The sequence below is a fragment of the Parafilimonas terrae genome (assembly GCF_900115755.1).
Classification (GTDB): Bacteria; Bacteroidota; Bacteroidia; order Chitinophagales; family Chitinophagaceae; genus Parafilimonas; species Parafilimonas terrae.
This window is the reverse complement of the sequence record NZ_FOXQ01000010.1, coordinates 63,477-83,318: the sequence shown is the minus strand read 5'-3', so window position 1 is coordinate 83,318 and position 19,842 is coordinate 63,477. Positions and strand designations below refer to the sequence as shown.

Genomic DNA, 19,842 nt, shown 5'->3' with positions numbered 1-19,842 from the left:
GAAGGATTATTATGAAAAGAACAACGCGTTTTATAACCGGAGTTATTACAGTATGGGGGTTGGTTACCTGCCTGGCTGGTGCAGCACAGCCACAGTTAGGTAGTACGGAAAGAATACAGGTAAAACTTTCGCTGGGGCATAAAGCTTCGGTGCGCAATGCACGTTTTGTACAATTGGTAAGTGGCTCTTCCGGTGTTATTGTTTCAGAAGTATCAGGCAGGCAAACAGAAAAAAATGATCGCTTAAGTGCGGCTTCGGCTATGCTTAACTGCGGCGCAGGTGATGTGGACGAACTGGTTGCGGATATAAATTATATCAAACCTTCAGCACCTTTAAGAAAATTGGCCGGGCATAAAGATTCCTATACGCTGAAAGATGATGCCATGTGGGGCTATCTGATGGAAAACGGTTCTCCGGGACAGTCGGCAAGTTTAAAAGATGATTCATGGTTCAGGCCCGACGCACCTTTACTTACCATACGCCTGAATGATGACAGCACTGCAGGTTTTACCATCGCATTGGAGCAACTGCTAAAACATGGTGCTATGTGGCTGCCGGAACAGGATGTTTATATAACCCTGGCGAATAAACCTGTTGATTTCAAAAAACATCTTGCTTCTTTAAAAGGAAGCAGGGTGCTGGATGAAGTGGCAAAACAACCAGATGCTTCAAGAGAAACTTTTAACCGGTTATGGCCGGATATTGGCAATCCATACCAATGGGACGTATCCTGGCAAACACAATGGATGGGCACCCGCGGCCATCTTACTGTAACGGCAGCGGCAGCAGGATCAATATATAAATTTGCTATCGACCGTTGGGGTAATGTACGGCCCGATTTTGCGTCCCCGCACAAGTTCAGGCTTGATCTTACATGGCCTGAAAGCAGGTGGAAAGGCCAGAAAATCAGTGACGGACTTCCGGTTATTGTTACTGCACTTGAAAAGAATGGGCAGCAAGCCACGATAGAACAGTTTGCCGGGCCGCTGGCTGATCTCTCAACCACTATACGCGGTTACATTCCGAGTTTGATATATAGCCGGGTAAAAATATCAGGAAAACCCGGGCCATTCAATTTTAATATATCACTAAGCAATGAATTAAAAAGCCATGATATTGAGGCAATACAAGATGCAGGTAAATGGATTATTGCAGATAAGCAAAACGGCAGTATTCTTTTAGTGCTCGATGCAGGAAAAGATATAACTGTTACGCCTAAAAATCCTGTAACTGCCGATAATGGGCAGCAACTTACCTTAACTGTTTCAGGCCTGCTTTCAGAAGCGGGAAATGCTGAGTTTATAGTCAAGCTGCCTTCTCCTGCTATTGCCCCGTCTGGATTAACGAGATTGTATAACCTGGATTATGCAGCGGAAAAACATAAAACAATTGCTTATTGGGAAAACTGGCTCGCAAAAGGGGCACAGTTTAAGGTACCCGAAGAAGCCGTTAATGACTTATGTCGCGCCAATCTCTGGCATGCACTCATCCTGCCGCGGCACACATTGGATATAGATGGAAAACCGCACATGGATTTGCCTTACGCCAACACGGCTTATGGGCAAAGAAATGCTGACTGGCCCATTAACCAGGCAGTTTATGTGGATTATATGATTTATGGTTTACGTGGTTATGATACAACGGCGCAGGAAGAATACGCCGCCATGTTTAAAAGCCAGCAACAGCCTGATGGCAGGATAGGCGGTTTTGCCAACTGGGGTGTATATTCTCCCGGCCAGTTATATGCTATTGCGCAAAATTTTTTGTTGTCTGGTAATAAAGAATTGTTTGATCAGCTTCTGCCCAATTCACTTAAAACGCTTGACTGGTGTATATCGCAGGTAAATAAAGCAAAAGAAGGTTCCGGTAAAAACGGGCTGATCTTAGCGCCGCTCAATGACTTAACCAATGCCGAAAGAGAATGGGCTTTCACACAGGCGTATTATGTTGGCGGGCTTGAAATGTTTGCGAGGGCGCTGGCATTATACGGGCATCCGCGGGCTGATGAAACAGCTAAAATTGCAGATGAATTAAAAGCATCAGTAGTAAAGGAATTCTCAAGAAGCAGCGTTAAATCCCCTGTGGTACGACTCGCCGATGGCACCTGGATTAATTATGTGCCCACAGATGCGCTTACCCCGCGCCGCATGATGGAACAATGGTACCCAACAGACGTTGATTGCGGCCCTTTGCATTTATCACGTCTTGGTGTATTTGATGCAAATAGTTGGTTAACTACGGCCATGCTGCATGATAATGAAGATAACTTGTTCCTGAAAAACCAGGGCGCTGCGAACGAGCCGGTGTATGTGCAGCAGGCAGCCCCGTATTTTTTAAGGGATGATGTTAAGGCTGTGATACGTGCATTTTATAGTTTGATGGCCTGTGGGTTTTCCCACGAACAATTTACGTCGCTTGAACATCGCTGGGCATGGGGACAATATTACGGCCCTCCAAGCACAGACGGCGCCTGGTTTGAAATTTACCGGAAAATGTTATTGAATGAGTTGGGCAATGATACGCTTATGATTGGCCAGGCAATACCCCGGCAATGGCTGGAAGAAGGAAAGAAAATAGACGTGAAAGATGCGCCTACTTATTTCGGTAAAATATCATTTTTAATAGAAGGTTTGAACAAGGAAAACGAAATCAAAGCAACGCTTGAAACGCCGGAACGCAATCCGCCAAAACAGTTGATTATCCGCTTTCGCCATCCATTGGGAAAACAAATCAAATCTGTAATGGTAAACGGAAAGCGTTGGACGAATTTTGATATTAAAAAGGAATATATCAGCATTCCTGCACCGGCAGGAAAATATAATATCACGGCAAAATATTAAAGATCATTTCCGGCTCAATTAAACAGCATGCTTAAAATAAAAAATATCATTGTTTACATTTTGATTAGTGTGCAATTACATGCACAGGTTACTAATGTAAAAGTGGAGTTTGACAAAGAACTCGGCCCCATGAAAATGGAGCAAATGGCTTTAGGCCAGGGCGGGCTCTCCGAAGAACCAATGTTGGCCAGCCGGGTAACGGAAATAAGGGCTTTACATCCCGGCATTATAAGAATATTTGTGAGTGAATATTATGATGTTATCCCGGAACCCGGAAAATATCATTTTGCTACGCTCGACAGCATGGTGTCTAATATCCTTCAAACCGGCGCCAAACCATTTATGAGTTTTTGTTTAAAACCCAAACAGTTTTTCCCGGTGGTAGATCACGATATTGTTGAGCCCAATGACTATGCAGGCTGGGAACAATTTGTATATGACGTAGTAAAACATTACCTGGATAAAGGAGCGGGCATTACTTACTGGGAAGTGGGAAATGAAGTGGATATAGGTGAAGATGGCGGTACGCCCTATCGTTTTAAGCCGGAGAGTTACGCCAGGTATTACAAACATACAGTTGCTGCCATCCTTCGTGCAGACCCCAAAGCCAAAGTGGGCGGCCCTGCACTGGCCTGGTATAAATCACCGATTTTACCCGAACTGCTGCGCGTTTGTTCAGCAGAAAAACTGCCACTGCATTTTGTTTCTTTTCATCATTATAACAACAGCCCAACTGTTATACGGGGCCAGATAGAATATGTAAAAAATCTTATCAGCCAATATCCCGGGCTGAAACCGGAAGTGATCATGGATGAATGGAACATGGATCTGTTTAACCCACCTCTGGATCCCAGGTTCCAGCCCTGTTATGTGGCTGAAACAATCTGGCAAATGAAAGATGCGGGCCTTGACTGGTCGTGTTATTATCATATCCGCGACTGGTATGTGTCGTTTGATACATTCTCAAGATTTTTCTCACCTCACGGCACGGCATTTATGACGCGCTGGTGGAACCGGCAGGCGCAGTTCAGCGGGTTGATTGATTATCAAAACCAGTTGCGCCCGGCCTACTATACATTCAAATTATTGTCAAGGCTGGGCGGAAACAGGGTTGCCGTTAGCTCTGATAACGATAAAGTACACGGCTTTGCTGCACACGACACAAAAATGCTGATGCATAACCTGGTGCTCTGGAATTTTTCGGATCAGCCGGTAACGGTTAAGCTTAGCCTTGATGATATGCCAAAAGATATGCAGGTTCGCCATATTGTGCTGGATGCATCAGGATCAGGCCTGGAAGAAAACCAGCGGCTGCGGCCAGACCCGTTTATCAAACTAAAAAAAGGTACGCAAACCATCGACGTGAAGTTTGAACCCTGGGGTGTGCATTACTGGTCGTTTGAGTAGGGGCAATGGTGAATGGTGAAAAATGAATAATGAGGCTGAAAGCTGATAGCCGATAGCTGAAAGCAAAAATAAAAGCTATGATTATTGATATACATACACATGTTTTTAATGCTGCGCATCATTTCGGGCCAAAGCTCAATGCCGACCTGGAAAGATGCAGTGTTAACCCGGATGTGTGGGGCAATGTGGAAGAAAGGCATCTGGAAACAACTAAAGCTGCAGATGTGGCCGTAGTGTTTGGTTTGCAGGCCTCGGCAACAGGCTGGAATATTCCCAATAATATGGTGGCCGGGCATGTGGCAAAAGCGCCTGAAAGGTTGTTGTTTTTTGCATCCATTGATCCGCTGTGCGACAATTTTATGGAAGAATTGCAAAGCTGTCATCAGCAATTGGGCGCTGTTGGCGTAAAGCTCTCACCCTTATATCAAAATGTGCACCCGCAGGATAAAAGGTGTTATGAAATATATCATTACTGCCAGCAGCATGGGTTGCCCATACTTTTTCATACAGGAACTTCCTTTGTAAGCGGTACGCCTTTGGATTATTCCCGCCCTGTTCATTTTGATGCTGTGGCGATAGATTTCCCTGAACTGCGCATGGTGCTGGCACATCTTGGCCATCCCTGGGAAGGAGAGACGATTGCCGTGATACGCAGGCATGCTCATGTGTATGCGGATATTTCTGCACTTTATTACCGCCCCTGGCAATTTTATAATTCCATGCGGTTATTGGTTGAATATAAAGCGCAACATAAAGTATTGTTTGGTTCCGATTTTCCTTTTACAACAACCGGTGATTCAATAACACAGGTACGGGCACTAAACAATGTTACCGGCAGAAGCGGTTTACCCGAAGTGCCTGCGGACGTAATAGAAGAAATTATTCACCGTGATGCATTGCATTTACTCAACCTGCCTAATCCTTTAAAAAAGTGAACACAATTCCACCATATATGCAGGCGCTGCAATTGCAGGGTATAGATCAACTGGTGCAGGTAACGCTTCCTGTTCCCGTGCCTAAAGAGAATGAAGTATTGATTCAAACAAAAGCTGCCACAATATGTACATCGGATCTCCATGATATTAGTAGCAACCCTTTTGGAATACAATATCCCCGTGTAATGGGCCATGAGGGTGCGGGTATAATTGTTCAGTGTGGCGCCGGTGTTAAAGAATTGAAACTTGGGAACAGGGTCGCCGTCCATCCCGTTGTTCCCTGTGGTGTTTGTGAAGAATGTATGCGTGGCCTGGGGCATTTGTGCTCAAATATGGGTCATTTTGGAATAGACCGCGATGGTTGTTTTGCTCAATATTTTTTGCAGCGTGAAGACAGGGTAAGGAAAATTCCTGAGGATATTCCTTTTGCCGTGGGTGCTTTATTGGAACCTGTAGCCGTTTGCCTGGAAGCAGTTTCCCGTGCTGGCGATATGAAAGATAAAACAGCGCTCATTGTGGGTGACGGGCCTTTTGGGAATATTATCGCACGGCTTGCAAAAAGGGCCGGCGCACAGCGGGTATTGGTTAACGGGCGCACACCGTTCCGCCTGCAAATGATACCTGGTGCAGAAATACTTACTGCCGTTCCGGACAGGGTTGCAGATATCGCCATCCTGGCCGTGGGAAATGCAGAAGCTATAAATACCTGTATGAAAGCCTTACGCCCCCGTGGGAGAATGGTGATTTTTAGCTCAGTTCACCAACCGGTTTCTCTGGATCTTTTTAGTGTTCATGTGCGTGAACTGGAAATAGCCGGCGCCTGCAATGATGAGCATAAGATAGATGACGCACTGGCATGTATTTGCGATGCATCACTCCAACTGGAAAATATTGTTACACACGAAATAGCATTTAATGATTGGAAAGAAGCTTTTGATCTTGCCAGTAACGGGCATGATAAAGCATTAAAAGTTGCGTTGGTATTTAATTGAACTGTTAAGATATAGATAGATGAAAATAACAAATGTAGAACCGTTTATTCTTCAGTCTCCTTTTGAGATCACGAACCCGGCGGGCAGCGAGGAGGCGCGTGGCGTAAAGCATTGTCTTTTGCTTAAAGTAAGTACAGATGAAGGCATTACAGGATGGTCGGATGTTGAGACATCACCACATGTGGGTGAAGCCGTGGTGAATGCACCGGAAAGCGGGATAGGCATGTTTGAAGGGCTGAAGGAATTGGTAACAGGCGAAGACCCTTTTGATGTGGAGCGTTTATGGGATAAAATTTACCGGGGCACTATTTATTTTGGGAGAAGGGGCGTTGCCATGCAGGTTTTGTCAGGCTTTGACATTGCCTGCCATGATATCATTGGCAAAGCCATTGGCAAACCTGTACATAAAATACTGGGTGGAGGAAGAAGAGATAAAGTGCAAGCCTATGCTTCCACACTTTTTCGTCCAACCACTGATGCTATCCGGCATGCCTGTGAATTTTATATGCAGCGCGGGTTTAAGGCGGTAAAGTTTGGATGGGGCGTATTTGGGCAGGACAGAAAGCTCGATATAAAACTGGTGGAAACAGCAAGAAAAACGCTTGGCCCTGACATAGCTTTAATGGTGGATGCCGGCTGGATGGTGAACCGGAGTGCGTACGACGCCATTGAACTTTGCCGCCTGCTGGAACCTTATAACATTTACTGGTTGGAAGATTTTTTGCATCCTGAATTATACACAGGATATAGGAAGGTAAAGGATGCAGGCGTTAAAACGCGCATTGCCGCAGGCGAGCAGGAGGCTACAGCCTGGGGGTTCAGGCAATTAATTGCGGAAGGTGGCGTAGATGTGGTGCAACCTGATCTTTCAAGGTGCGGTGGGTTTACCCAGGCAAGAAAGATTATGTGGGAAGCTGAATATGCAGGTATTGACGTTTGTCCCCACGCATGGCTGACTGATTTGCTTACGGCAGCAAGCCTTCATCTCAATGCTGTTTTACCGAGGTCGCTATTTCTTGAATACAACGTAAGCGATAATCCAATGTTGCGTGAAATCATCCGCAACCCGGTACAGTTGGATGCAGATGGATATATCCCGGTGCCGCAAGGCCCTGGTTTGGGAATTGATATTGACGAAAAAGCAGTAAAACGGTTTTGTATAAACCTGTAAGGCATGGAGATGAAAATAATTACGGATTATTTGTTGCAACCTTCCGAAGCGGCTTTATGGTGGCTGGGGCAGGCCGGGTATATTTTAAAATCAGGCGGAAAAATTATTGTTATCGATCCGTACTTATCTGACAGTGCCAGCGGGGGAGTTGCCGGTTTTTCCCGTGCTTTTGCAGCGCCACTATTGCCTGAATCATTAAATGCAGATGTATATATTATTACGCATGACCATCTTGATCATCTTGATCCGGTCACCATCAGGGCTTATCCCCGTAAAACTGAAACATGGTTTATAGCGCCCAGGTTAGCGGCAAAAAAGCTGCCCGGCTTAGGTGTGCCGGAAGAACGTATTCTCGTGGTAAATGCAGGTGAAAGTGTTACCGTTGATTCGGTTACTGTAACGGGCGTATTCGCATTACCTACCGGGAAAGATGTGATTGACACCACCGGGTATCTTATTGAGTTTTCAAATGGCAGAACTGTGTATCACACCAGCGATACACAGTTTCACCCATTGGTACTGGACGCGGCGCCTTCAAAACCCGATGTTATGCTGGTTCCCATAAACGGTAAATGGAAAAACACCAATGCTGAAGAAGCTGTATTGTTTGCAAAGGCAGTGAGCCCCGGCTATGTAATGCCCAATCATTATGACCTTATGCCGCTGAACGCTGAAAATCCGGAAGTGTTTGAATGGTTTTGCCATCATCACAGATTATTGAGCAAACCCGTTATTCCTAAACATTTTAAACCGTTTACCTGGGATATTTAATAAAAAATTACAATTAAAAGAACTACCAAAATCAACAAATCATGATGACAGAATTCAAACTTGCCAGTGACGAAGAAAAATTCAGGTGGATTAAGGACAACCTGTATGTGGCAATTGTTTGCGATGTATTAGATATACTGGGATATAGAAGCCAGGCCATGCACCAGCGGTTAAGGCCACTTGACGCCGATAATTGCACTATTGTTGGCAGGGCAAGAACCTACCGCTGGATGGAAACCGATTATATTGAATATGAGGATCCTTATGGTTTGGAGATTGAAGCTGTAGATTCTCTTAAAAAAGGCGATGTTGTTGTGCATTCCACGGATTTTGCAGGCACCAATGCCCCATGGGGAGAACTGATGAGCACAATTGCCAAACGCAACGGCGCAGTGGGTTGTATATGCGATAGCATGATAAGGGATTGCAGAAGAATAATGGAAATGGAATTCCCTATATTTTGCGGCGGCATCCGTCCGCTCGATAGCCTCGGCCGTGGCCGTGTAATGGCGTATGATGTACCGGTGCGTTGCGGCGACGTTATTGTAAAACCGGGCGAGTTGATATTTTCAGATTTTGATGGCGTAGTGGTTATTCCTAACGAGGTTGAAGATAAAGTGCTGGAACTGGCGCATGAAAAGGTGTTTAAGGAAAATGAATCACGCAGGGACCTTTTAAACGGAGATTCTCTACGTGTTGTGTATGACCGTTATGGCGTGCTTTAATAATTGAATTTTTTATGAATATACTTTGTATAGTTGCTCATCCGGATGATACGGAAATACTTTGTGCAGGCACGCTTATCCGCTATATACAGGCGGGGCATGCCGTTACTATAGCCATCTTCACAGATGGAAGTATGGGTGATGCAGTTATTGAACCGGCTGTTTTAAAAAATATACGTGCAAAGGAAGCCAGGGCGGCTGCGGACCTTATCGGCGCAAATCTTGTTTGGGGCGATGTAATAGATGAGCATGTTTTTCCTGATGCAGCGCAAAGAATAAAGATGATTGATATTTTAAGGAAGGCTGATCCTGACATTATCTTCACGCATTCCCCTAATGACTATCATCCTGATCACCGTTATGTATCACAATTAGTGTTTGACGCTTATTTCCAAAAAGGCCTTCCGCATATACCCAATCAGCAAATGCCGGCATGCAGGTTTGGCAAAGCCCGGGTATATTATATGGATAATCTTGGCGGCATTGGTTTTTCACCTGCGGAGTATGTAGATATTTCGGATGTATTTGAACTGAAAAAACAAATGCTTGCCTGCCATAAAAGCCAGTTTGAAGCCATGAAAGATTTAGCAGATACTAACCTGTTTGATATGATTGAAGTGCAGGCACGGTTTCGCGGAATGGCCGCTGGTTGCCGTTATGCAGAAGCGTTTACCAGGCTTGATGCTTTTCAACGCGGGCTTACAAGCAGAATATTACCATGAATGTAAGCTTTGAGCGATGGAAAAGCAACGATGCCGTGCAATGTATTGCAGGTCAAAATACTTTAGCAATAGGAGTTGCTGTTGGCCCGAGAATACTTTCATTTACGCATAATGGCGGGGAAAATATTTTATATGAAGATCATACCGGCTTCAGCGTGGGAGCGTGGTATATGTATGGCGGGCACAGGTTTACCACAGCGCCCGAAAATGACGAAAGTTATCATCCCGACAATGATCCGTGTGAAGTAAGGCTTGAGGGCACATCGGTACACATATCAGCAAAACAACGGCCAAATGGGTTGGTGCTTTCACTTGTAATCAGTGAAGCATCGCAGGGTGGTTTTTATATAGATCATGTTCTTTTTAACGCAGGAGTAAGGGAGTGGGAGGGTGCTTTATGGGCCATCACCTGTGTGCCGCGTTCCTGTAAATTATCTGGTTCCTGTACAACAAAGGCCATTAATTTCTGGCCCGGCACAGATGCTTCAAAATGGAAGCTGGATGATGGTAAAATAAAAGTGGAGGACGGGAATTTCAGGGGAAAGGCAGGCTGGCACAGCGTTTCTCCTGAATTAACAGCGATAAGCCAGCAAGGCAAATTCACTGTAAGCAGTCCTGATATAACTACCGCGGAATTATGTGTTGATAAAGGATCCAATACGGAAATATTTGTTTGCCCGGGTTGGGCAGAGCTGGAAACACTTAGCGAAAGGTTTTTAGTGGCCCCGGGAGGCTCGGTGACTCACAGGCAACACTGGAAATTTAAATCAAGATAAAACCAGGCAGCATTCAATCACAATTGCAGCAGCATTATTATGGAAAATTTTCATCTCTCCGCACTTGATGTTTTGATCATAATTGCCGAGATTCTTTTAGTTGTCATCATTGGTTTTTTAGCAGCGCGAAAGGTGAAAAGAACGGCTGCGGGTTATTTCCTGGCATCCGGCAATATGCCCTGGTATCTTATTGGCGCTGCGTTTGTATCTACTTCCATTTCAAGCGAACAGATTGTGGGAACGATAGGCGCTGCCTATAAAGGCGGGCTGGGTATCGCCAACTGGGAATGGTGGGCCTTACCAACTTATTTATTGACGATGATTTTCTTTATACCCCTGTACCTGCGCAATAAAATTATGACCGTACCGGAATTGCTGAACCGCCGTTTTGGCCCGGCCTGCGGTGCCATCTATAGCTTTGTTATATTAATCGGATATGTATTCGTTTTTCTTCCGCCGGTTATTTATGGAGGAAGTATCACGTTGAGTGAATTAACCGGGTGGAACCAGGGATATGTGATGGCAGGCATCATAATCATTACAGCCAGTTATACGCTTGCCGGTGGCCTCAGTTCTGTAATGTGGACGGATGCCATTCAATGCATCATGCTCATTGGTGGCGGCATAATATTTTATTTTGTGGCCTTACGCCATATTCCCGGCGGATGGGATGCAATGGTTGCTGCAGCGCCTGAACGGTTCCATCTCTACCAGCCTGCTTCCGACCCGGAAGCGCCATTTGCAGGCCTGATCCTTGCAACATTTGGCGTGTTTTTATTTTACCAATCTTCCAACCAGGTAATGATACAGCGCATACTTTCAGCGCGGAGCCGGTGGGATGGCGTAATGGGACTGATATTTTCCGGCTTTATTAATATTGTCCGCCCATTGGTAACCTGTCTTGTGGGCCTTATTCTTTATCATTGGCTGGAAGTGTTACATAATGGCCCGTCTTTGTTGCCTGATAACCAGGACAGGGCTTTTCCGCTGGCGCTTCAGCTTTTTGCACCGTCGGGGTTAAAGGGGGTTATTTTGGCTGGTTTTTTTGCAGCGGTTATGGCCAGCATAAGCTCCTTGTCTAATTCAATTGCCACAATTTTTTCTTTAGATGTTTATAAGAAATTTATTAATAAGAACGCCAGTGATAAAAAGCTGATTGCTACCGGGCAGTTATCGGGCGGCGCTGCGTTGATCATATCTGCCCTCCTGGCCCCGCTGGTGGGAAGCATTGGCCTCTTTAAATATTTTCAAACCGGCGTTACGTATATGGCTACGCCATTTATTTCGGTATTGCTGATGGGTATATTCTGGAAACGCACCAGCTATGCAGGCGCTGTTGCCGGATTAACAGGCGGCGTAATCATTCAAATAGTATTAGGCGCTTTTCTGCTGGCTGCAGATATAAAACTTCACTGGTTATATGCCGGTGCTATTGCAGAAGTACTAACAATGTTACTGATAATAATTGTCTCCCTAAAAACAACTCCTCCCGATTTAAAAGAGATAGATCGTTTTTTGTGGAAGTGGTCCTGGGTTAAAAATCTTGATGATAAGGGAACGCAACGGCCATGGTGGAAGCAGATTAAATTATGGCTGGCTTTATATGCACTTGCCTGGTGTTATATCTATTGGCGATTCTGGTAACAATTTATCTATGATTGAATCAGCTTCCCTGTTGATTAATCTGCCCTGCTGATGTTGACCGCTGTTTGAATTCGATGGCAGTCTTGTCGTGCGGTTTGAAGCAGGTTATATACTGTCGGGGAGAAGCCAGAACATTATCATGCAAATAAATTGCGGGAAAAGTAAAAAACACAACTGTCACGAAATACAATGCAGCGTTTACATATATGCAGTTACCTGTTATACTGAAATTTTGTTTTTTTACAACACGATTTTTAAACAACCAGTGTAACAATTATCCGGCTGTTTAAAGTAAATTAAAACTAACTTCTTATTAAGGTTCTTTTACCTGACACTGCTTAAAAACGTAAAACGATTGTTTATGACTAAAATCATTGAATTCAGCCATTGCGGAGAACAGATACGTTCTGTCGCCATCTTTAATTTTGAATCATCAGGATGTTCTGTAATGATAATGCCATACGAGCATAAAGATGAACTTGGAAACTCAATTGTAATAATCCATAAAGACCATCACTGGCAAAGCGAAGCGCCCATAGCAACTACACACAAAACTACTTACCGGAATATTCTCAGGCAGCTTAGTTTATTGGTTGGCCCATATAAGAACTGAGTGTTTCAGATGAAGGTGCAGCTTTACTGCATCTGTCTTAAAATTTATCCATATTCTATAGCGGTGCAATTACTAACCAGAAGCGCTCAAAACCCTGGTAGAAAAGGTAAGTTATGAGGCATTCCAGCCCTATTGCTATCCGCATATTTTAATAGGGCAGTAACCCGTTGACGGTATTTCTTTCTTGCTTCAGCTAAACGCCATCTTTGTAGCTCAATTATAATTCCGCATTAATAGAAGAAATAAATTACCTCAAACATTTTTATTATATCTTAAGCCGGTAAATATTTTATTCCAAAAATCAAATGCTCAAACGATGCCTGCTAAACGATACGGCTGCGATGAAACTGAAGTAAAACATTATACCTGCAGCAAAATACAAACGCATCTCACCATAAACGGCGATTTAACCAAACAGGAATGGATAAATGCAGTTAAATCGCCCAGGTTTGTAGATATGACTGATGGCAGCCCGGCTTTTTATGACACCCGTTGTGCTGCCCTTTGGAATGATGAATACCTGTACATTGCTTTTTGGGCCGAAGAACCTTATGTAGCAGCCACCATAACAGAGCGCGATGGCATTATATTCCGCGAAAATGACCTGGAAGTATTTATTGACGGCGGTGATTGTTATTACGAACTGGAAATAAATGCGCTGAATACTGTGTATGAAGTTTTTTTTATATGGAAAGATGCTTATAAAAAAGGTGGAAAATTTGATGTTCCTGCCTTTGATGTTTATAAAGAAAAGGCTTACACTTTTGGCGGGAATGATGACCGCCAGGAAGATTCATTTTGGACGGGACGGCATCCAAGAGGTGTTAAATGGGCCTTTTTGGATTACGACATGGAAGGGCTGCAAACAGCCGTGCAAATTGATGGTAAAATAAATGATCCTAATCACGCAGATAAAGGCTGGACACTGGAAATAGCCATTCCCTGGAAAAGCATGCACTGGCTGGCTAATGGCAGGTCATTACCGCCTGCAGAAGGCGATACCTGGCGTATTTTTTTTGGCCGTTTTCAGAAGCTTATATCAGGCGGAAAGGAAATACAGCCGCATCCAGCATGGGCGTTTAATAAGCACGGCGTTAGCGATACGCACGTGCCTGAATGTTTTACTTTCGTTCATTTTACGGCTAAAGATTAACTGCAAAATATGCAGCCGCCGAAAATTACAACTTTGCCTTTGTAGTATCGGTGTTTGCCGGGTTAGCAGGCATTGCATGTAAGCTATCAGCGGGTGCAACTGCTGCTTTTTGTTTTTGCTGGAAAGCGTATCTTTTATACGCTTTTAGTTCGCCGGCATAATATTCGGTTGGCCAATCTTCATCTTTATCCATGATCGCGATTAAATCACTGTCATTCTTTGGAATATCAATTGGCTGATTATTTTTATATAGAGAGTCGTAATGGTTTAGCCGGTTTTGCAGCGTTATAATATGCGCTTTGGCTTTGCTTTTTATATCTGATTCTTTCACACGCAACACGGTCACTTTTAACCCGCTTATTTTTTCCTGTGTTACGGATTGCTCAATAATTTTTTCCTGTTTTTCCTGGCGGCTGCCACCTGCAATGGCCACAATGCCATGCGCTGCAACCTTTGCTGCGTTTACACCCAGTTGGGCAGATATATTATTTGTTGGGAGTATATCCAGCAATACCATTATAAAGAAAAGCCTGTGCAGTAGTTTCATTTAGAGTTGTTTTTAGTTTTAATGAGTTAATATCCCGTGAAAATAGAATATGTTTAGATTTATCCTGCACGTTTTTAAATTATTCGGGCTATACTTCAATTTCAATTAATCTTCTGACCACAGGATCAGTTGGGGCATCAATAGATAAACCCCGTCTATTTTCCATCGTAATAAAACACAATCCTTGCATTCGTTTTCATATCGGTTTTAACTGATAACCTGTAGCTCTGTTTGCCTGCCGTTATCCGCATTAGCGCTGAATTTGGTGGAATACTTCCAAGGTTTTCCGCTACCAGCACAAATTCATGTTCGCGGCTTGCTGTATCAGCATGAATGTTTAGTGTGATGGGTTTTTTATCCAGCATTTCGTTGCTTACAATAAGCGTGTCGTTATGATATACGCTAACCCTGTCGCCATCAATTTCAGCGTTGTCAAACAGTTCAATCAAAATATCCGGTGAAGTAATGTGATACGTTCCTAATAATACATTGGTACGGGTGGTAAGTGCTTTGCCAGAAGAAGAACTGTCTGCCGCTGACGGCGGAACTGTTTTAGCCAAAGCTGCCTGCTGAAGGGAATCAGCATATTGTTGTTTATGCACTGCTGCTAAGGAATCGGCTATTTGCTGTTGCCGTCTTTTTTGTTGTGCGAGTAAAGTAGAATCATTTATTTGCTGTTGTCTTATTCTTGCAACATTATCCAGCGAATCTTGTATTCGTTGCTGTTCTTTTTGTTGTACAAGATTGAGTGAATCAGCGATTTCTTTTTCCCGCTTTTTCTGTTGTGCAAGCACAATGGAATCGGCAATTTGCTGTTGCCTTATTCTTGCAACATTATCCAGTGAATCCTGTATGCGCTGCTGTTCTTTTTGTTTTGCGAGATTGAGAGAGTCTGTTATTTCCTGCTGCCGTTTATTTTTTTGTGCAAGCAGAATGGAATCGGCAATTTGCTGTTGCCTTATTCTTGCAACATTATCCAGCAAATCCTGTATGCGTTGTTGTTCCTTTTGTTTTGCGAGATTGAGCGAGTCTGTTATTTCCTTATCCCGCTTTTTCTGTTGTGCAAATAAAGTAGAATCTTTTATTTGTTGCTGCCTTATTCTTGCAATATTATCCAGTGAATCCTTTATACGTTTCTCTTTTTCTGCTGCATCATTTATTGCTGCGTTGGGAACAACATCGTTTTTTAAAGGCTCATTATTATCGTTGGAGGCAACCGGTATATCTTCCTGCGGGCGGCGTGGCCGGAAACCAATGATGTCTGAAGGTCTTCCAAACCGGTCAACAAGATATCGTTGCGTGGCGCTGTCATATTCAGTAAGCAGCCTGTAAAAGAAAGTTTCACCATTGCATTTTTCGTCACAATTTGAAATGCTGTTAACTAAAACAAGGCTGTCTTGTTTTATAACTATTTTAGTTACCGGCGTGCATGCAGAACAATCATAACCCTGGCTGGTTGGCTGTCCTTCACCACGTAGAACTTCCCCATCCTCCAAATACAATCCTCTTCCCCTGAAAGCGCCGGATATTGCAGTAGTAATTTTATGATTATTGATGCCAGATGTTTTAGTACCGCTAAAGCTTCCACCTGAAACATCATCAATCTGAATTATTCCGCCTGTACCTTTCCAGGTACCCATCATCCAGCCCAGAGATTGTGCATGTGATATTGCACAAAAAAGAATAAATAAAACAGGCAGTATTAGTTTTTTACGCATTACCATTACAGGGTTTTGCCGGATACTTGAGAAAGGTTTAAAAATAAGAAACATCTGCAAAAATGAATTAATGCTAAAGTAACAGAATAAAGAAACAATATTGCATCCGGGCCGGTTATTTATGCGTATGCCGGAGATAATCTCCGGTTTGCATTTTTGCCATGAAAGGCGTTGGCCATAATTAATGCATTATCTTGGCCTTATGGACAGCAACAATTTTTTTCAGCTTAATAATAATATTGAATGGACTGATGCCGGCAACGGTGTTTCAAGACAAATATTTGGTCACAACGATGCAATAATGATGGTGAAAGTAAAGTTTGAAACCGGCGCTGTGGGCGCTATGCATAAACATCCGCATGTGCAGGTAAGTTATGTGGAAAGCGGCAGTTTTGAACTAACCATTGATGATGAAGTGAAAACATTAAAACAGGGCGATGGTTATTTTGTTCCGCCTGGTATTTTGCATGGTTGCGTTTGCAAAGAAGCGGGTGTATTAATAGATGTTTTTACGCCTGCACGGGAAGATTTTTTGCAACAATAGTTTTGTATAAGAACTGGTCAACCGAAGTTTGCGGCCGGGTAAAATTTATTAAACGATGCAAATGAATTTTAAAAAAATAGCTGCTGAAGCAGCCATTCGTTTTATTGAAGGTAATACAATCATCGGCCTGGGCGATGGCGCTGCAATAAGTTATATGGTTAAAGCTTTAACGGTAAATAAAAACAATTCACTTACGCTGTTCACTTCTTCTTTCTCTACAAAAAAATTATTGGAAGATGCTGGCTTTACCGTAAATGAAATATCCGCCGTAAGCGCTTTAGATATTTATTTTGATGGGTGCGACCAGTTTGATAAAAATCTGAATGCACTTAAGAGCGGCTCTGGTATTCATACCACAGAAAAATTACTGGCTTCAATGGCCGGGCAATTTATTTTAGTGGGCGATGAATCAAAATACGTTGATGCGCTGCAAACAAAATACCCGGTTGTTATTGAAGTAATTCCAGATGCTATACAATTTGCACAGGAACAGGTGCATAAAATTTTCCCTTTTTGTAAAATGCAGGTTCGTGAAAGCAAAACCCGTTATTCAAATTTGTTAATTGATATTTGGTTTGATGAATTTCCTGGATTACCTATCCTTAATTCTGCCTTAAAAAATATTACGGGCGTGCTGGAATCATCGTTGTTTTATAACATGGCGCATAAAGCCGTTATAGCTGGTGAAAATGGTTTGCGTGTTATAGAAAAACAGGGATATTCATCTTAAGCATATATTTCTTTTTCTGCAAGGATTTATTTCGTAAAACTGTTCATATAAAAGGTTCGCAGCCGGTTAACCCTTTGGTCATTCTATATCACCGTTCGGCAACTGTAACATTTTAAGCTGTTCTTCGTTAAGTAATTTACTAAGCATATAAAAAACTTTTACATGGCGCAATTTTTCATCGACCTGCCAAACAACAGGCAGGGAAACGTTAGAACAGGTATTAAACGTAAAGAACAAAAAACTTTTCTGCATTTGCTGATGCCGTGGAAAAAAATTGATACAGAAGAAAAGCTGGCTTATATAGTAGAAGTAAATCCTGTGGACGATATTCGTGAATACCGGTTACTGAAAACAAAAGATGGGAAATGGCTCCAGGAAGGTGAAGATAAATGGCTTTGCGAAGGTGATGGCAAACTGAACCTGCTTATTAAAAAAGCTATTGATGAATATGAAAGTGGCATTCGTAAAACGGCTTGACGATAGTTGCCTTAAAGTGTTCTTTTCTCTTTGTTTGGCATAACCTTCGAACCCTGGAAACAATTACAATTATCTGCCACACATTTTTTACGAAACCGGATTGGTGTTATCTATGCGACGAGTATTACAGCCTGTATTTAGGCAGACATTTTGCCTGTGCTTTTACTAAGAATTTTGTATATGCCTGAAGGCCCGTCTATATTACATATCAGGAACCAACTGCTGCCATTTAAAAACAGAGTTGTTAAGAAAGCCGGTGGTTATGGACCAATGCCTGCCGGATGGATAAACGGAAAAAAATTACTTGATATTAAAACATGGGGAAAACATTTATTGCTGCTGTTTGCAAACGGAACGGTAAGGGTGCACCTGGGTTTATTTGGAGATATACTAATCAATGAACGCAAAAAGGTTAACCGTTCATTTTTTCTTGAATTTACCAATGGTGAAATAAATGGTTATGTTGTGCGTGCAGAAAAATTGAAAGCACCTGTTACACAAGTATATGACTGGCGCACTGATATTTTAAGTAAAGATTTTGATATGGTTTATGTGAAAAAGTTGCTGAAGATGCAAAGCGGCAAAACCATTGGCGACGTATTAATGGATCAGCAAATTTTTACCGGAGCAGGCAATATTATCCGTAATGAAGTTTTATACCTGGCCGGCATTCATCCGCAAAGCATTGTTGGAAAAATACCGGCAGCAAAAATTACAAAACTTATAAAAGAAACAGTGAAATATGCAAAGCATTGGTATGAAATTATAGAAAGGAATAAGCACCTGCATTTTTCCGTGTATCGCCGGCAATATGCCGCTGATGGGAGTGAGGTAACCATGAAAATTTTAAGCCGTTCAAAACGTAAAATATTCTTCAGTGAATACAGGCAGCGGTTATATGAGTGATAATATAGCAAGCAGGCCTTACTGCACTAAAAACTGGCTGTGAATATAATCCACCACATCGCTGAAATTCTGACGCTGGTTATATACATCAATTTGCCTGTCGGCGCCTGTTCCCTGTTCCAGCATTTTGTGTACATATTCAATAGCATGGCGGCTGCCTAATTCATCCACAACATCATCCACAAAATCCAGCAGTTCGTAAATCAAAACACGGGTATTTACTTCTGATTCTTTGCCAAAATCAATAAGGCTGCCATCAATGCCATAGCGGCTGGCACGCCATTTATTTTCGTTCACCAAAGCACGTTGATAAATGATGAAGTTGAGATTTTGTAATCGCAGTTTATACAGCTTGGCGCAAATAGCCTGGAACAAAGCAGCAATGGCAATGGTTTCATTAATGGTCATGGGCACATCGCAAATCCTGAACTCAACTGTATTGAAAAAGGGGTGTACCCTTAAATCCCACCATATTTTTTTTGCATTATCAATGCAGTTGGTTTTTATGAGCAGGTTTACATAATTATCATACGATTCTATGCTGTCAAAAAATTCAGGGATGCCGGTTCGCGGAAATTTATCAAACACCTTGGTGCGGTAAGATTTGTAGCCCGTAATTCTTCCTTCCCAAAAAGGCGAATTCGTACTTAAGGCATACACGTGCGGCAAAAAATAACGTGCAGAGTTTGCTATGTGAATAGCCATTTTGCGGTCTTCCATTCCCACATGCACATGCAACCCGAAAATAAGATTGCTGCGGGCAGCTTCCTGCAGTTCATTCACTATTTGGCTGTAACGCACATGATCGGTTATCAACTGTCTTTCCCAGTGGCTGAACGGGTGCGTGCCGGATGCGCCCATCCAAAAGCCATTGCTTTCGGCTATTTGTGAAATTACCGTGCGCAGTGTGGTTACATCGCGCTGGGCTTCTTCAATATCCTTGCAAATGTCAGTGCCCACTTCCACAACAGCCTGGTGCATTTCAGCCTTTACTTTATCCTTAAGCATTTTATGCCCTTCGTTTACAATCTTCTGTTCATGGCTTTTTAACTCCCTTGTTTCGGGATCAACAACCATGTATTCTTCTTCAACGCCAAGCGTAAAATGATTATAATTGATGTGTAGCATACAAGAACGCCCCCATTCCCTGAAGGGAGTTTATAAATTCGTG

At 43.0% G+C, this 19,842-nt stretch carries 19 protein-coding genes; 16 read left to right on the top strand and 3 right to left on the bottom strand.

The window, feature by feature from the left end; all coding sequences use genetic code 11:
• The first annotated feature begins 11 nt into the window (after positions 1-11).
• The 12 genes from BM015_RS15575 to BM015_RS15520 all read left to right on the top strand — a co-directional run bounded on the left by BM015_RS15575 (position 12) and on the right by BM015_RS15520 (position 13,749).
• The gene (locus BM015_RS15575; RefSeq protein WP_090660533.1) at positions 12-2,840 is read left to right on the top strand and encodes a hypothetical protein; all 2,829 of its coding nucleotides are present in this window, start codon (positions 12-14) and stop codon (positions 2,838-2,840) included.
• Positions 2,841-2,867: 27 nt separating this feature from the next.
• Complete coding sequence (locus BM015_RS15570; RefSeq protein ID WP_090660531.1) at positions 2,868-4,247, top strand: GH39 family glycosyl hydrolase; 1,380 nt, start codon at positions 2,868-2,870, stop codon at positions 4,245-4,247.
• A 77-nt stretch (positions 4,248-4,324) separates the two neighbouring features.
• A complete protein-coding gene (locus BM015_RS15565; RefSeq protein WP_090660528.1) occupies positions 4,325-5,182 on the top strand; it encodes an amidohydrolase family protein in 858 nt (285 codons plus the stop codon).
• Entirely contained in the window at positions 5,179-6,174 is a 996-nt protein-coding gene (locus BM015_RS15560; RefSeq protein ID WP_143075891.1) for a zinc-dependent alcohol dehydrogenase, read from the top strand. Before BM015_RS15565 ends, BM015_RS15560 begins: the two co-directional genes overlap by 4 nt.
• 19 nt (positions 6,175-6,193) lie before the next feature.
• Complete coding sequence (locus BM015_RS15555; RefSeq protein ID WP_090660522.1) at positions 6,194-7,345, top strand: mandelate racemase/muconate lactonizing enzyme family protein; 1,152 nt, start codon at positions 6,194-6,196, stop codon at positions 7,343-7,345.
• A 3-nt stretch (positions 7,346-7,348) separates the two neighbouring features.
• A complete protein-coding gene (locus tag BM015_RS15550) occupies positions 7,349-8,116 on the top strand; it encodes an MBL fold metallo-hydrolase (RefSeq protein WP_090660519.1) in 768 nt (255 codons plus the stop codon).
• A 41-nt stretch (positions 8,117-8,157) separates the two neighbouring features.
• The gene (locus BM015_RS15545) at positions 8,158-8,841 is read left to right on the top strand and encodes an RraA family protein (RefSeq protein ID WP_218148512.1); all 684 of its coding nucleotides are present in this window, start codon (positions 8,158-8,160) and stop codon (positions 8,839-8,841) included.
• A 14-nt stretch (positions 8,842-8,855) separates the two neighbouring features.
• Positions 8,856-9,563, top strand: a complete 708-nt coding sequence (locus BM015_RS15540) for a PIG-L deacetylase family protein (protein ID WP_090660513.1) — start codon at positions 8,856-8,858, stop codon at positions 9,561-9,563.
• On the top strand, positions 9,560-10,339 hold the full coding sequence (locus tag BM015_RS15535) for a hypothetical protein (RefSeq protein WP_090660511.1): 780 nt from the start codon (positions 9,560-9,562) through the stop codon (positions 10,337-10,339). Before BM015_RS15540 ends, BM015_RS15535 begins: the two co-directional genes overlap by 4 nt.
• Positions 10,340-10,378: 39 nt before the next feature.
• On the top strand, positions 10,379-11,983 hold the full coding sequence (locus BM015_RS15530; RefSeq protein WP_090660508.1) for an SLC5 family protein: 1,605 nt from the start codon (positions 10,379-10,381) through the stop codon (positions 11,981-11,983).
• 361 nt (positions 11,984-12,344) lie between these two features.
• The gene (locus BM015_RS21425; protein WP_143075890.1) at positions 12,345-12,596 is read left to right on the top strand and encodes a hypothetical protein; all 252 of its coding nucleotides are present in this window, start codon (positions 12,345-12,347) and stop codon (positions 12,594-12,596) included.
• Between the two features lie 316 nt (positions 12,597-12,912).
• Positions 12,913-13,749 (top strand): carbohydrate-binding family 9-like protein, encoded by an 837-nt coding sequence (locus BM015_RS15520; RefSeq protein WP_090660503.1) that lies wholly within the window; start codon positions 12,913-12,915, stop codon positions 13,747-13,749.
• Between the two features lie 25 nt (positions 13,750-13,774).
• Here the strand turns inward: BM015_RS15520 and BM015_RS15515 are convergent, their stop codons facing one another.
• Positions 13,775-14,296, bottom strand: a complete 522-nt coding sequence (locus tag BM015_RS15515) for a hypothetical protein (protein WP_143075889.1) — start codon at positions 14,294-14,296, stop codon at positions 13,775-13,777.
• A gap of 155 nt (positions 14,297-14,451) precedes the next feature.
• The gene (locus tag BM015_RS15510; protein WP_143075888.1) at positions 14,452-16,014 is read right to left on the bottom strand and encodes a hypothetical protein; all 1,563 of its coding nucleotides are present in this window, start codon (positions 16,012-16,014) and stop codon (positions 14,452-14,454) included.
• A 202-nt stretch (positions 16,015-16,216) separates the two neighbouring features.
• Here BM015_RS15510 and BM015_RS15505 point away from each other — a divergent pair, with 202 nt between their 5' ends.
• From BM015_RS15505 to BM015_RS15490, 4 genes are all read left to right on the top strand, one after another.
• Positions 16,217-16,558 carry a cupin domain-containing protein gene (locus BM015_RS15505; RefSeq protein WP_090660771.1) on the top strand — a complete coding sequence of 114 codons (342 nt, stop codon included), beginning with the start codon at positions 16,217-16,219 and terminating at the stop codon, positions 16,556-16,558.
• 61 nt (positions 16,559-16,619) lie between these two features.
• A complete protein-coding gene (rpiA, locus tag BM015_RS15500) occupies positions 16,620-17,288 on the top strand; it encodes a ribose 5-phosphate isomerase A (protein ID WP_177191928.1) in 669 nt (222 codons plus the stop codon).
• A 162-nt stretch (positions 17,289-17,450) separates the two neighbouring features.
• Entirely contained in the window at positions 17,451-17,765 is a 315-nt protein-coding gene (locus BM015_RS15495; RefSeq protein ID WP_090660488.1) for a hypothetical protein, read from the top strand.
• A 180-nt stretch (positions 17,766-17,945) separates the two neighbouring features.
• Complete coding sequence (locus BM015_RS15490; protein WP_090660485.1) at positions 17,946-18,671, top strand: DNA-formamidopyrimidine glycosylase family protein; 726 nt, start codon at positions 17,946-17,948, stop codon at positions 18,669-18,671.
• Between the two features lie 18 nt (positions 18,672-18,689).
• Here BM015_RS15490 and BM015_RS15485 read toward each other — a convergent pair whose 3' ends face one another.
• On the bottom strand, positions 18,690-19,799 hold the full coding sequence (locus BM015_RS15485) for a carboxylate-amine ligase (protein ID WP_090660482.1): 1,110 nt from the start codon (positions 19,797-19,799) through the stop codon (positions 18,690-18,692).
• Positions 19,800-19,842 lie beyond the last annotated feature (43 nt).